Raw genomic sequence first — 13,861 nt, forward strand, 5'->3', positions numbered from 1 at the left:
TTATATGTAAATAAGATATCTTTGTCAAGGAGATTACGGCTAAATTTAGAAAAATAGTTTGAACTAAAATTAATCAACTTTTATATATAATTCGCGTAATTAAAATAAAGAAGTTTATATGACACCTACACAAAGAGTATTAGAAGCAATTGATGAGATGAAAAAAGGTCGTATGGTCATCATGGTGGATGATGAAGATAGAGAAAACGAGGGTGATTTGGTTTACGCTTCTGCTTTTTCAACTCCAGCACATGTAAACTTTATGGCTACTCATGCAAGAGGACTTATCTGTGTTGCTATAAGCAAAAAAATTGCAACAAGACTTGATTTAAACCCTATGGTTAGTTCAAATACATCTTCTTATGAAACTGCTTTTACGGTCTCTGTAGATGCTAAAAATGCGCTAACAGGTATCTCCGCGTCTGAGAGAGACGATACTATAAAAATTTTGGCAAATCCTATCAGTCATGCTGACGAGCTTGTAAAACCGGGTCATATTTTTCCTCTTATAGCAAAAGACGGCGGAACGCTTGTAAGAACAGGACATACCGAAGGTTCAGTCGATTTGTGTCGTTTGGCTGGACTTAGCGAATCGGCGGTTATATGTGAAATTATCAAAGAAGACGGCACGATGGCCAGACGTGACGATTTGGATATTTTCGGCGAAAAACATAACCTTAAAACCGTTTTTATATCTGACATTGTAGAGTATCGTCTTGCAAATGAAAGACTTGTAAATGAGACAGAGAGTGAAGATGTAGAGTTTTTTGGTACAAAAGTGAAAAAATATACATTTACAGACCATGACAAGATAGAGCATACTGCAATTGTTTTTCATAGTGTAGCTTCTATTGCAAACGTTAGAGTTCACAATGTTATACCTGATATGGAACTTCTTTTAAATCAAAAAAAATATGACAATCTAATCTCTTCAATAGAGTATTTAAAACAAAACAGCGGAGTGCTTATTTTTATAAACAAACCGACTCATCACGATAATGCCGCTATGAAAGAGTTTGGAATCGGCGCACAGATACTAAAATCTTTTAAAATCTCAAAAATGAATCTTCTAACTTCTGCAAAAACAACAGAGTTTGTAGGTCTCGGCGGATTTGGTTTAGAAGTAAATGAAGTTATAGATATTTAACAAGATATCTAAATTTTTTGAAACTGCTATTTTTATTTTTATCCATGTTTTGGCTTTTAGAAGCCAAAGCGCTCTCTCGCACACAAGTCATTATGTCAACATTCGTGACAATTTCAGCCGATAACAAAAACTCAGATATTATAAATAACGGTTTTTTGATTATGAAAAATGTCGAGATGTCGCTATCTTCATATAATCCTGACGCAAAAATATTTCTACTAAACAAAGACTTACATGTAAACCTTGATAAATACTCCTACGAAGCACTTTTGCTTAGTAAAAAGTACTACAACGAAACAGACGGGTATTTTGATATAACGATAGGCTCTATTACAAAAGATTTGTATAGATTCGGGTTAGATGAGAGAATCGCAACCAAACAGGAGCTAAAAGATGCAAAAACAGGCATTAGAGCTTTACGTTTTGATGAGAAAGAGGCTTTTATAGACAAAGGTATAAAAGTTGATTTGGGCGGCATGGGAAAAGGTTTTGGAGTAGATAAAGTAGCAGAGTTTTTTAGAAAAAAAAATATAAAAGATGCAACAATAGCCGCAAGCGGAGATATACGATGTTTATCTACATGTAAAGTAGAGGTGCAAAATCCTTTTGCAGAAGATGACTATTTGTTGTCATTTGAGACTATAAAAGATGATTTGGGAATAAGTACGAGCGGAAATTATAATCGTTACGTAATTTCTACAAAAAACAATCATCTCATAGACCCAAAAACAAAAAAACCGCAGACAAAATTTATATCTATAACGCTTATCGGAGATATTTCAAGCAGTGATTTGGATGCTTATGCAACTGCTTCAAGCGTTATGCCTCTTAAAAAAGCATACGGTTTTTTAGATAAAATCGGAGTTGCTTATATAATCTTACAGAGCGATAAAAAGTTGGTTATAAGTGACAATATATCTAAATATGCAAAAAACCTAGTCAAACACGATACTGTAAAAAATCAGCCAACATGTATAGAGTATAAGAATCAAGAAGAGAAAAAATGAGAAAAGTTTTATATAGGCAAAAAATTTAAAACCGCTTATAATCATAAACGGCGTAGCGACCTCAAGCAGCGCAGTTATAAAAGTTAGATATATTAATGTTAAAGTGCTTTTTTTATACCTTAATTTTGTAAAAACTAAAAAGTGCAAAAGCACCATGCCAAACAGTCCAAATACAAAAATATGCGGTAAAATCAACTTTAAAATACCGCCAAAGCTTTTAGCAGGGATAAAACGCTCTTCATTTCCAAGATAATAATTTATTACATGTTCATACTCAAAACCTATCTTATAATCAAACAACATGTAAGCGCTTAAAACAAGAAGCAATGAAAATATAACGTAGTATATGATAGAGAGCTTATACGCTTTTATCATAAAGTCTCCATAGCGAATAGAGCGTCATATACAGTGCGCTTGCATGCCATAAAAAAAATGTTGCAATGTAGATGCTTATAAACAGCGGCGACATAAAATATGACAAAGCCAGAGCAATGATGGAAATTATCGCGCTAATCATTACTATATTTAAAACCAATATACTCTTTTTTACAAGTCTAACAAAAACTGCACTTAAAGTAAGCAGAAGCATCATTATAAAAAAGATTTCCGTATGCCAAAACTCTAAAAAAGATGCTTTGCTTATCGGGTCTATATACTCCGCTTCACTCCCAAAAAGCGTTAATTTAACGGCACTGCCGGTTATTCCGAAGCTTGAGTATTTAACAAAAATATCTGAAATTAGATACATAGATATAAAAATTAAAAGAGCGCTGAGGATAAGCCTCATTGCACTGTCTTGCTTTATGTTGTTGATGAGTGTAAAGCGCACTATTTCTCTTTTAGTAATTCATTATATATGGCAAATGCGAGTCTTGAACCATCAACAATACTTCTAGCACTCATCGTAGCACCTGTAATAGTAGGTATCTCTTTTCCTACCTTTAGCATGTTGTCTGTTTTTATATTTTCAAATTGCAACATCCAGTTTTTTGAAGGTATATACTCCATAGGTTCATTAAAAGCTACTATCTCTATACTTTTTAAAACAGAGTCAGTTGATATGATGTAAAGAACTACACCATTTTTTGAGCGGACTTTTCTGTTTATCAATACTCCAAATCCAACCGTTTTGTCATTTTTTGATGCTTTAAAAACTCTTATGATTTTTTCATCTAGTTTTATTTTTGCGTCTTGTTCAATTTTTTCAGCTATTTTGCTTGTTAGAATAATATTCTCTTTGCTTATCTTACTATCTGCTCCATAACTTTGATGCATTGCATCAATTGGCGAAGTAAGTATGTTAGCACTCAATGGAAATGCTAAAAGGATAAGAAGATAAAGTGAAAATTGTTTCATGATTTGAGCGTACCTTAATTTTTTTCGATTGTATATAATAATTTTTTTTTTGTCAATGAAGTTTGTCAATAAACAAAGAGTTTCACAACAGGAGAGATGTGAAACTCTTGTAAATAATAGAATGAAATTTTAGAAAATGAAGCCAACAGACAAACTAGCTATATTTTTATCAGCTATCCCGTCTTGTTTTTGCATCGCATAGTCCGCTTTAAGTACAACTTGCTCATGCGGAAAATAATTGATACCGACTGTTGTTGTATCTATAGAAGCAATTGAACTGCCGTTTGTTAATTTATCTCTAGCAGCGACGCTCTCATATTGAACAAATAAAGGCATTTTATATTTTGATGAAGTAAATGAGAGTAAATCGTAACCAATATTTAAAAAGCCTCCTTTTGCATCAGTAGCTTCAGCCGCACCTGCTAAGAGTGCCGCTTCATTTGAGCGACTTGATTGAGTATAAACACCGTAAACCCTTAATGCTTCTAAGTTGTAATCAAGATGAGCATCCCATATGTTAATATCTGAATCTGCATAAGTTGATGCACCGACTAAAAGACCGTTTATGCCTGTATAATCAACTCTAGCAACAACCCCAAGTTTTGGATTGCTATTTTCAAATGAGCCGCCACGTCCACTTCTTAGCCATTTGTCACCTGTTTTTGAAGAGTCTAGTCCAGTTATGCCTGCAACTTTATACGACAATCCTTCTGCTATCTCTCCATAAGCCATTACACCGCTTTCATGCCATGTAGATGGAATTAAGTTTTTTGATGTATTTGGTCTTTGAACAGTGTTAAAAAGAGTAGGTTCATGTTTCTCATTTATAAGCCCCATCGGTACTAGCATATGACCGACTCTTAGGTTTGCATATGGGTTGATAAGAAAGTCAAGATACATAAACTCAACTATAACTTCTCCTCCTGAACCTGCTTCAACACCGCCATGTTCAAACTCTAATTCAGCATTTAAAATAATGTTATCTGAAAATTTATAACCGATATAAGGGACAAACCTATAAACATCTACTTTAGATGAATTGGAAGCACCTTCGTTAGACGTGTGAGCATAATACATTTCACCGTAACCACCGATGCTTAAAGGCGATTTTGAGTAATATACTTTTGAAGCAGCAGATCCTAAACCACTATGTGAAACTGTTGTATCGACTGTTGTATAGTTAAAGCCTGTCTGCAAGTTGCTGGTTTCATCTGTCAAAACCTGAGTCTTTTCTTTTAATTCTGCTATCTCTTTTTTAAGCTCTGCTATGTCAGAAGCAGTATCTGCTTGCACAGCACTAGAGAGCATTAATGCTGCAACTATGCTTAATCCCAATTTATTGTTTAAAAGTTTCATTTTGTTTCCCTTGTTGATTATGATAAGCGATATCATCACTTGTTCGATAGAATTCTATATTAAAGTATCTTAATTGAAAATTAAAATGATAATTATTATCAGTGTAGTTTGCTTATCCTTTTTTTATAAGTTGGTTATAATTACAAAAAATAAAATGAAGTGATATATGAGAGAAATATTTAACAGAGTTGAAGATTCCCAATTGATTAGTATAGAAGTAGAAGTAGATGCACAAGATTTTGAAGGCTCTAATCCATGGCTCTTTAGCGTGTTTGTAAAATCAAACAATATTGATGAAAAAAGCAGCGGTTTTGAGCAATTTCTTGAAACAAAAGAGTCTCTTATAATTGCACTAGAGCATGACAAGATGGCAAAATACGTAGGTACTAGAATCAATGACGGTTGGCATGAGTTTTATTTTTATGCAAAAAATTCAAAAAATCTGGATACTATCGTTACTAAAATGCTAAAGGATAGCGGCTATAAGTATGAAAGCGGTGTTGTTAAAGATGCAAAATGGGATTTTTACGTAAAAAATCTTTTTCCGACAGAGCTGGAATTTCACAATATACAAAGCGACAATATTATATTTTTACTGCAAGAAGAGGGCGATAATCTTTTAAGCGCAAGAGCTGTTGAACACTACGTTTCGTTTGATACCGCAACTCAAAAAGAGAGATTTATTCAAAATATTATTACATGTGGATTTGAGTTCAAAGACGATATAAGCAGTGAAGAGTTTGAGCATGGTGCGGCACTGGTCAAAGAACACCCTGTGACAAATGAGGATGTAAAAAAAGTAGTACAAGAGCTGTATGAGCTTGTAAAAAAAGAGCATGGATATTATGAAGGATGGAGCACTACTCTTAAGTTATAACGTTTAAAATGAACCAATAAATTGCCCGCAGGGTAATTTATTGGCTATATATCTTTGTTTATTTTCTCTCTTTCCAATAATTTGGCTTTCTATGAAGCTGCATAACAGCTAAAATGATAATTTCATTATCTCTTTGATAGTAAATTATTCCAAATGGGAACCTGTTTGTTAAACATCTTCTTATGTTTTTATCTAGCTTTTGCCAAGCAGTAGGATATTCTAAAATTCTTTGGATTGTTTTTTGAACTTCGTATGCAAACTCTGCACCAAGTCCATCTTTGCATTCTTGATAATAGTCAACTGAAGCATTTAATTCAACTTCAGCATCTGGGTGGAAAGAGTAAGTCATTTATAAATTTAATTTTTGAGATAATTTTTTGAAAACTTCATTTCCATCAATTAATGTAACGGAGTTTGATTCTATCTCTTGTTTTCTTTTGTTGGCTTCTTTTATCCATAGCTTATCTATATCACTGTTTAAAGGTGTGATACTAGTTAATATCTTCTCAACAATTTTAGTTTTCAAATCTATTGGTAAAATATCTATCTCTTCAAAAAGTTCATCTTGTTTTAAAGCTGTCATAATAAGCTCCAATATTTAAAATATACATCATTCTAGCAAAATGATGTATATTTTTTCTTTAAATAAAACTATTGAACAATTTTAAGTGTTATTAATAAAAAAGTATGTCGTTCAACTTTTTTATTATCAAACCAAATACAAGTTGCCGAATCATCATCAATTTCTTCAATTGTCAAGAACTCGCCACCGTTATCTCGGATGCGTAGCGTCCGAGATAACGTTTAAATTGAGAAATATTCGACCCGCAGGGTCGAATATTTCTCTCCAAAGTTTTGTTAGATTAACTATATATTGGATTTCCCAATAAACTGCTGATTTTAATTTTATCTGTAATACCATGTTCTTCACATACATTTAATATTTTTTTTCTATCATGCTCATCAATTGATGGACCAAGATATATATTATTTATCAAAATTGTGGGATTGACTTTCACTAAAATACCATGTTCTGGAACTGAAATACCAAACTCTTCTGCCATCCTTAAAGATATTGCAAGCCTAAATTCATTTTCCCATGAAAAAGCATTATGCTTATAAAAAAATCTTTCAAGCATATTCGTGCTCACTTTGTCTTTCATAAGATCAATATATTGAATTTTACCTACATGTAAAGTTTCACTTTCATAGCTAGGCTCTATTTTATATGGTTCTAATGATTCTATGAGTGTCTCAATGGTAGTTGTTATTGCGAACCCTTTTTTTGAGTCTGCATATAACTTCCACATTGCATCATTTTCACAATCTGACATATGCCAACATGTAATTTTTGTTAATCTTCTAAGTTCAGCAAAAGCATGTTCAAAATTGTTATCTTGTTGAATTTCCGTTCCTTGAGGTTTTATAGCAATTGCACCTTCATAAGGGTCATCTGTAAATTGTGTTGCAGATGAAAAATAAATTTCTTTTTTGTTTATTATATCAATCAATCTATCAGGCTTAAGATATCTCCAAAGTTTTTGCTTAGTATCAAAATCATTTATTTTATTTAAAGTATTCATTAGTGTTCCATTGTAATCTAACGGTTGACTTCACCGACAGTTTTCTGTTCGGTGCTAGGTTTTGTTACATGATTTTTATCTTTTTAACTGTTTAACCATTTCAGTCTTTGAATTATCAGTAGTAATATCCAGTTTTTCACATATTGATTGTTTTTTACTATGTTCTATATCGAACATATAAAGATGTTCCAAAACCAATCTTTTTAATGTTGAAGCAGCTATTCTGTTATTTTCACGTACCAAGCTTTTATGAATATCTTCAATATCTTTGCTTTTTAGTCCATTACGAAAATCTAGGGCTATAGCTTGGGTAATTAGCTGTTTAGCTATATTGTTTTTGTCACTTTCAAGAAGTTCAGTATATATTAGTTTTAAATCTTGGGAAGCAACTGCTTTTGCAATTTTTTTGATTAAACCAGTAGATATAGATGAGACCATTCCAAAAATCATATTAGCAGCCGCTTCGCTTTTTTTATCTTCAGTAACATAGTGTTTTTTTTCAATAACTTCTTTTATTTCTTTCAACAGTAAATCGTGATTGTTCTCAATGAATTCAATCAGCGATTTTTGTGATCTCAGCCCGACACTATATACTTCCTGAATAAGAGACAGTTTTATATAACCATCTAATGACCCAGAATAGTTTTTTATTATTTCGCCTAATATTTCAATCATTTTAAAAGCTAGATTGAGTTTAGAGAATGTATTCAGTTCTTGAATATCTTCATTATAGTCTGCTTCATCTCTGTCATTTTTATGATTATGAGCAGATATATTATGTGCTGTTTCTTCTCTGTCTAATTCTATTTCTCTTGTCTCCTCCAATGTTCTATTTTTTAATTTTAATCGATCTGCTTTTATTGAACTATTTATGTTGTACAGTTCTTCTGGAGCAAATGAAAATTCGGATATTTCTTTGAAAATTTCTTTCGTTTCTTTTATTAACAAGTCAAGAATAAAAATTTGTGAGGAATGATGCATTAAAAAAATTATTATATTTGCGAATTCAGTACGATATAAACGTTTACACATCTTTTCAATAACAGTTTTAACTTCATGACTATTTATATTGTCAGAAAAATATTGAGCAACGAAGTAATAGTAAAGATAATTATGAGAAAATCTATATTCTTCTTCATACTCAGAAATGATATTTGACTTTAGCAGTTTATCAATAATATTAAATGTGGGTTCAAATTTTTTCTCTAAACAATATGCTCTATCAAATGCAATGAGATCTTGATATGTAAATGTATGTTTTTTATGTTTTATACACTCAAATGCGAGCGTAGAGGTGTATTTGAAAATTGTATTTATATCCTTAACTTTCATTGGTGTATCTGTATTAAGGTATTGCATGATTAAGAAATGATAATAATGACCATAAGAACTTTTTTCAAGCATATGACTATCATTGACTTCTAGTGCTTGAAGCAATGTTAAGATGTAAATTGGATATGCAGGAACAATGTTATAGCCTATAGTTGTATTAATTGATTTCGACTTTTCTCTTGACATAAAAATCAAATCTTTATACTCAACATCTGTTTCTCTGCCTAAAGAAATCCATTTTCTTATCATTTCTTCTCTAAGTTTATGCCCAAGTTCTAAAAGTTGAAAATGTTTAAAATCAACTAATGATTCAGCTAAAAAACTTTCAGTCGTGGCTTCAAGAAGTAACGATTCATGAGCAAAGAATATTACATTTTTGTATTGGAGTTTTAGCAAGTTCGTTATGAACTCTGATTTGTATTCAGTATTTAATGACACATCCTGAAAATCATCAATCAGTAATAAAACCTGATCCTTGTCTAACTGCTCAAATGTAGAAATAGTTTTATGATCATTCTCATATTGCGACTTAAATGCTTTAAGAATTAGTGTTTTTATTTTAGTAGACTGAAAGTCATTACTTTTAATATCTTTACCATCAATAACAACTGGAACTAAACCATCTCTTTTGTATTTTAATTGTAATATCCGTATTAATGATGTTTTTCCAGAAGTTTCGGCGCCATAAATAATTGTATGTCCAATCTCATGTAAGTTTTTTAATTGTTTAGAATTGTATTCTAATAAGATGCTTTGATTCTTTTTATTATTGTTTACTGCAGACAAGTCTTGATAAATAAAAATATCTTCAAGTGTCATATTTTCTTTAGTAGGATGTGAAACTTTCAATCCCATAGTATTGATTTTATTTCTATAAGTCTCTTTCAATTGATATATTGATTTTTTCTTGAATGGAAGCTCGATATCATTGTATGTATCATGTTTCTCATATAGACTTTTATTCCAAGTAAATTCAAAAATATCTTGTCGACTATCTTCTAAATTTATATTAATTAAATTAAAATTACTATTGTCTGGATTATGTGAATCTTGCAATACACCAGATTCAATATATTCAATGTGTTCCTCATTATTTATTTTAGATTCTTTTTTTGCACTATGTGTATGCTCATGACCCGATAAAACAATGTTAGACGTTGAATTAATCAATTCCTTAAACTGGCGCATATTTTGATGCTCCAACCAATGTAATGGATGATGGAATAAAGAAATTGTTAAATCATAATCTTTATTCATAAGCTCAGATTTTTCTAGCATAGTTGTGGGATAGACTATTTCTGATTGAGATTCATTTTTCTTAGATACCCAAGCTAGATTATATGAATTAAACGCAAGTTTAAAGTTACCAATGTTGTAGCTATATCTCGTGAATATTGTATTAGAAATTTCAACTTCGATATTCGCTTTTGAAGTATATTGCTCAACAAATGAAAAATATTCCTTTTGCGCATTTGCACAAGTTGAAATAAGTTCCTCAGTAATTTTTGTTTTACCTGCAACGATATTATCAATTATGATATTTCGCACTTCCTGATTATCACTAAAATCACAATCATGATTTCCGGGCGTGAATATAGATTCTATACCGATATTTTGTTTGTATTGAGTTATTTTGGTAACCAGTATATCAATAAACTTTTTAGCTTCATCATATTCACTTTTTTGACCTGAAAAAGCTATATCGCCAGTAAAAACTATAAACAAATGAGAGCTATTGTCAATTTCATTTTTAATAGCATCAAAAATTTTGTCTATTTTCATAAAAACAGAGTTGTTTTCTTTTATAAAATGAAGATCACTTAATTGAAGTATCGAGATTCCCAAGTATTGTCCTTTAGTGTAACGGCAGTGCTGAGCGAAACTCAAAGATAAGTATAAGAAAGCGTAGCTTTCGTTAGACTTATCGGAAGAGTGAAGAGAGTGTTCGCTCCAGCGACTTGTTATCCGAAGCCGAAGGTAAGGGTAACAAGAACTCGCTCAGCACTGCCGTTATCGTCTCGCCGCAGGCGAGGCGATAACTATTTATTCAAACACATTATATACGCTTTAACTTAAAAAAACAAAAATAACTTACATGTTAAATGTGTGTTAATTATTAAAACTTGATGAAAAATATGACAAATTGCAATATTTTTTAACTTTAAGAGAAAAAATACATAGTATTCTTAAATATTTAGTGTGTGTTAAATGCCATATAGAGAAATAACATACAAAAGTGTTTGTTAATTGTTGAAAAAACTACATAACAAACACGATGTAGCTTAAACAAAGGGGATAACATGCAAGTAAAAAAGAAACTTTTAGATTTAGTTCGTGACAAAATTAGGTTTAAGCATTATAGTTATTCAACTGACGAGGTGCCCCTTGAGGGTAGAGAACTTATGTGCACTGGATAAAGCACTATATATTTTTTCATAACAAAAAGCACCCTATAGAGATGGGTAAAATAGAAATAGAATCATACTTAACAAAGTTAGCTACAAAAGACAGAGTTTCACCAACTACGCAAAACCAAGCTTTTAGTGCGATACTATTTTTATACAAAGAAGTTTTAGGAGTAGATATAAGCCAATGGAATATTCAAGCTCTTCGTGCCAAAGAGCGAAAACATATACCTGTTGTTTTAACAAAAGATGAAGTTAGAAGTGTTTTACAAAATGTGTCAATAGAGTACACTCTTCTAGTGCATTTGATGTATGGCTGTGGACTTAGAATGAATGAAGCTTTGAGCTTGAGAATAAAAGATATAGACTTCGGTTTTAACAAAATCTATATTTGGGATTCTAAATCATTAAAAGACAGAACTGTTCCGTTACCGCAAAAGCTTAAAACTAAACTTTTAGAGCAAGTTGAAATTGTTACTACTTTACATAAACAAGATTTAGAAAATGGATACGGAAGTGTTTATATACCGCACGCATTGGAGAAAAAATATCCAAAATCGAAGTATGAAACAAAATGGCAGTTTTTATTTCCTATGAAAAATATTTCAGTTGACCCAAGAACTAAAGAGAGAAGGCGACATCATGTTCATCCACAAACATTAGGGCGTAATATAAAAGAGGCTTCCCAAAAAGCAAATCTAAACAAGCGAGTAACTTCACATATATTTAGGCACAGCTATGCAACTCATTTGTTACAAGCAGGAATTGATTTGAGAAGTATTCAAGAGTTGCTAGGTCATAAGAGCGTTGAAACTACGATGATCTATACACATGTAGTTGCAGAGCTAAATAAGAGCAGGGTTGTAAGCCCTTTAGACATGTAGAAGAAAAACAGAGAGAAGCTCTCTGTTTTTAGGTTTTAGATAAAATTAACCTCAGTAACATGGTGTTTTAGACCAAGCTCTGCCGGAGTACATCCAAGAGCAAGTCCTACCATTTGTTGCATGTGAAGAACAGGAAGAGAAACTTCTCTGCCTATCGCTTCTGAAGCGTGTTTTGTTTGCGTGTCAAGTTTTAGATGACAAAGAGGACATGGAGTTACCATCATGTCGGCATTGTTATCCGTTGCTCCTGCGATGGCATTTCCCGTAAGAACTGCCGCAGTGTGAGGAGCTTGAAGCTCTACGTGGAAACCGCAGCATTTATTTTTCTCTTCATAGTTAACATTCATCCCGCCGCAAGCGATAATCAAATCATCAAGTGAAGTAGGATTGTAAGGGTTCTCTTTTTGTTTGTGAGACTCGTCATGAAGCTCTGATGGGCGGATGTTATGACAACCGTAAAAAGGAGCTATATTGAACTGGCTTAGAGGTTTTACAACCATCTCTTTGATTTTATCTAGTCCAAAATCATCGATGATAGCATATAAAAAGTGGATAATGTTTGAAGTACCTTTGTACTCAAGACCCACTTCTCTAAGCTTTTCATTAACTTTTTCTTTAAGAGCAGAATCTTTGTCCAGTCTATGTTTTGTCATAGCAGTATTTAACTGACATGTATTACAGATGGTAACCATAGTTAAACCGTGTTTTTCGGCATAAGCGATATTTCTAGCATTTAACACAAGAGATAAAAAATCATCATAATCTTGTAGATGCGAAGCTCCACAGCAAGAAGCTTCAGTTAATTCTATTAGTTCAATGTTAAGTTTTCTAGCAACTGCCAGAGTTGACATCATCTGCTCAGGCGTACTCTGTTTTGCGGTACAGCCTGTAAAAAGTGCATATTTTAATTTTTTCATTTAACTACTCCTAGAACTTTACGGTTGATGATGATTTGATAAGTTTTTGAATCTCATCCAAATTGTCTGATTTTGGCATATTCCAAGGCATAATTATTTTGCCTTTTCTAAACATTTGAAGCGCAACAGGAACATGTTTTACTATTGAGAGACCCTCAGAGTAAAGAACTAAACCGCCTTCATCAAGAACACCGTGTTTTTTGATAGAGTGTAAGAAACCTACTGCGTGGCGTGTTGCAACATTGTTTTTCGCAACACCTTTTTTAAATGCCATCTGATGCAGTTTTGTGATTTTATCAATCGGGTTTATCTCTTTTGGACAAACTTCTGCACACTCAAAACATTTTACACAGTCCCAAACACCTTGTTTTTCTTCATTTACATGTATAAGTCTGTTTGCATCGCTATCACGAACATCAGATTCAAAACGATAAGCTGCTACAAAAGCCGCAGGACCAAAGAAGTCGCTGTTTATCTCAACTGCAGGACAGGCATAGTGACATGCTCCGCACTGAATACACAAGTCTGCCTCGTTTAGCTCTTCTGCATTATGAGGAGAGACAAGATTTTCACAAGTAGGTGCTTCATCGATATCTGCAACAAGATAAGGAGTTACGCTTGCATGTTTCTCCCAAAAGTCAGCTTTATCGATAATCATATCTTTTACGGCTCTTTTAGTGCTGAGCGGTTCAATCGTAAGGTCGTTCCCAAAGTACTCAATCATGGTTGACATACTCTCTTTACAGGCAAGAGTAGAGCGTCCGTTTACTTTGATGGCACAAGCCCCGCATATACCGTGGCGGCAGCTGCGACGGTATGAAAAACTACCGTCATGATCCCATTTTATGCGGTTTAATATATCTAAAACAACCTCTTCGGAAGTTACATCCATACTGTAATTTTCATAGTATGGAAGGTAATCCTCGTCTGCATTAAAGCGAAATACCTTGAAGTTTACTTTTTGTGTAGTAATTTTATTTGTACTCATAACCTCTCC

At 32.6% G+C, this 13,861-nt stretch carries 14 protein-coding genes; 4 read left to right on the plus strand and 10 right to left on the minus strand.

The window, feature by feature from the left end:
• The first annotated feature begins 118 nt into the window (after positions 1-118).
• Both A2530_RS10285 and A2530_RS10290 read left to right on the plus strand, forming a co-directional pair.
• On the plus strand, positions 119-1,147 hold the full coding sequence (locus A2530_RS10285; protein WP_294885466.1) for a bifunctional 3,4-dihydroxy-2-butanone 4-phosphate synthase/GTP cyclohydrolase II: 1,029 nt from the start codon (positions 119-121) through the stop codon (positions 1,145-1,147).
• 17 nt (positions 1,148-1,164) lie between these two features.
• Complete coding sequence (locus tag A2530_RS10290) at positions 1,165-2,154, plus strand: FAD:protein FMN transferase (protein ID WP_294885465.1); 990 nt, start codon at positions 1,165-1,167, stop codon at positions 2,152-2,154.
• On the opposite strand, the gene A2530_RS10295 is transcribed toward A2530_RS10290, so the two are convergent.
• The 4 genes from A2530_RS10295 to A2530_RS10310 form a co-directional block, all read right to left on the minus strand.
• Positions 2,083-2,529, minus strand: a complete 447-nt coding sequence (locus A2530_RS10295) for a hypothetical protein (protein ID WP_294885464.1) — start codon at positions 2,527-2,529, stop codon at positions 2,083-2,085. The two genes, A2530_RS10290 and A2530_RS10295, sit on opposite strands and share 72 nt — an antisense overlap.
• Positions 2,513-2,983 carry a hypothetical protein gene (locus A2530_RS10300; RefSeq protein ID WP_294885463.1) on the minus strand — a complete coding sequence of 157 codons (471 nt, stop codon included), beginning with the start codon at positions 2,981-2,983 and terminating at the stop codon, positions 2,513-2,515. The genes A2530_RS10295 and A2530_RS10300 overlap by 17 nt, the downstream gene beginning before the upstream one ends.
• On the minus strand, positions 2,983-3,510 hold the full coding sequence (locus A2530_RS10305; RefSeq protein ID WP_294885462.1) for an FMN-binding protein: 528 nt from the start codon (positions 3,508-3,510) through the stop codon (positions 2,983-2,985). The genes A2530_RS10300 and A2530_RS10305 overlap by 1 nt, the downstream gene beginning before the upstream one ends.
• Positions 3,511-3,639: 129 nt before the next feature.
• The gene (locus A2530_RS10310; RefSeq protein ID WP_294885461.1) at positions 3,640-4,866 is read right to left on the minus strand and encodes a porin; all 1,227 of its coding nucleotides are present in this window, start codon (positions 4,864-4,866) and stop codon (positions 3,640-3,642) included.
• Positions 4,867-5,032: 166 nt separating this feature from the next.
• On the opposite strand from A2530_RS10310, the gene A2530_RS10315 reads away from it, so the two are divergent.
• A complete protein-coding gene (locus A2530_RS10315; RefSeq protein ID WP_294885460.1) occupies positions 5,033-5,743 on the plus strand; it encodes a DUF695 domain-containing protein in 711 nt (236 codons plus the stop codon).
• A gap of 58 nt (positions 5,744-5,801) precedes the next feature.
• Here A2530_RS10315 and A2530_RS10320 read toward each other — a convergent pair whose 3' ends face one another.
• From A2530_RS10320 to A2530_RS10335, 4 genes are all read right to left on the minus strand, one after another.
• Complete coding sequence (locus A2530_RS10320; RefSeq protein WP_294885459.1) at positions 5,802-6,092, minus strand: type II toxin-antitoxin system RelE/ParE family toxin; 291 nt, start codon at positions 6,090-6,092, stop codon at positions 5,802-5,804.
• On the minus strand, positions 6,093-6,326 hold the full coding sequence (locus A2530_RS10325) for an addiction module protein (RefSeq protein WP_294885458.1): 234 nt from the start codon (positions 6,324-6,326) through the stop codon (positions 6,093-6,095).
• Between the two features lie 280 nt (positions 6,327-6,606).
• Positions 6,607-7,326, minus strand: coding sequence for a DUF2971 domain-containing protein (locus tag A2530_RS10330; RefSeq protein WP_294885457.1), 720 nt, complete (start codon positions 7,324-7,326; stop codon positions 6,607-6,609).
• A 75-nt stretch (positions 7,327-7,401) separates the two neighbouring features.
• Positions 7,402-10,503 carry a metallophosphoesterase gene (locus A2530_RS10335; protein WP_294885456.1) on the minus strand — a complete coding sequence of 1,034 codons (3,102 nt, stop codon included), beginning with the start codon at positions 10,501-10,503 and terminating at the stop codon, positions 7,402-7,404.
• A gap of 613 nt (positions 10,504-11,116) precedes the next feature.
• Here A2530_RS10335 and A2530_RS10340 point away from each other — a divergent pair.
• Positions 11,117-11,947, plus strand: a complete 831-nt coding sequence (locus A2530_RS10340; RefSeq protein ID WP_363114113.1) for an integron integrase — start codon at positions 11,117-11,119, stop codon at positions 11,945-11,947.
• A gap of 35 nt (positions 11,948-11,982) precedes the next feature.
• On the opposite strand, the gene A2530_RS10345 is transcribed toward A2530_RS10340, so the two are convergent.
• Entirely contained in the window at positions 11,983-12,864 is an 882-nt protein-coding gene (locus tag A2530_RS10345; protein WP_294885454.1) for a CoB--CoM heterodisulfide reductase iron-sulfur subunit B family protein, read from the minus strand.
• Between the two features lie 10 nt (positions 12,865-12,874).
• On the minus strand, positions 12,875-13,852 hold the full coding sequence (locus A2530_RS10350) for a succinate dehydrogenase/fumarate reductase iron-sulfur subunit (protein ID WP_294885453.1): 978 nt from the start codon (positions 13,850-13,852) through the stop codon (positions 12,875-12,877).
• Positions 13,853-13,861 lie beyond the last annotated feature (9 nt).

Source organism: Sulfurimonas sp. RIFOXYD2_FULL_34_21, assembly GCF_001830805.1.
Taxonomy (GTDB): Bacteria; Campylobacterota; Campylobacteria; order Campylobacterales; family Sulfurimonadaceae; genus Sulfurimonas.

Coding starts and splice junctions, on each gene's coding strand:
- A2530_RS10315 (WP_294885460.1), top strand. CDS start 5,033: ATGAGAGAAATATTTAACAGAGTTGAAGATTCCCAATTGATTAGTATA.
- A2530_RS10295 (WP_294885464.1), bottom strand. CDS start 2,529: ATGATAAAAGCGTATAAGCTCTCTATCATATACTACGTTATATTTTCA.
- A2530_RS10340 (WP_363114113.1), top strand. CDS start 11,117: ATGGGTAAAATAGAAATAGAATCATACTTAACAAAGTTAGCTACAAAA.
- A2530_RS10330 (WP_294885457.1), bottom strand. CDS start 7,326: ATGAATACTTTAAATAAAATAAATGATTTTGATACTAAGCAAAAACTT.
- A2530_RS10285 (WP_294885466.1), top strand. CDS start 119: ATGACACCTACACAAAGAGTATTAGAAGCAATTGATGAGATGAAAAAA.
- A2530_RS10320 (WP_294885459.1), bottom strand. CDS start 6,092: ATGACTTACTCTTTCCACCCAGATGCTGAAGTTGAATTAAATGCTTCA.
- A2530_RS10345 (WP_294885454.1), bottom strand. CDS start 12,864: ATGAAAAAATTAAAATATGCACTTTTTACAGGCTGTACCGCAAAACAG.
- A2530_RS10305 (WP_294885462.1), bottom strand. CDS start 3,510: ATGAAACAATTTTCACTTTATCTTCTTATCCTTTTAGCATTTCCATTG.
- A2530_RS10325 (WP_294885458.1), bottom strand. CDS start 6,326: ATGACAGCTTTAAAACAAGATGAACTTTTTGAAGAGATAGATATTTTA.
- A2530_RS10350 (WP_294885453.1), bottom strand. CDS start 13,852: ATGAGTACAAATAAAATTACTACACAAAAAGTAAACTTCAAGGTATTT.
- A2530_RS10310 (WP_294885461.1), bottom strand. CDS start 4,866: ATGAAACTTTTAAACAATAAATTGGGATTAAGCATAGTTGCAGCATTA.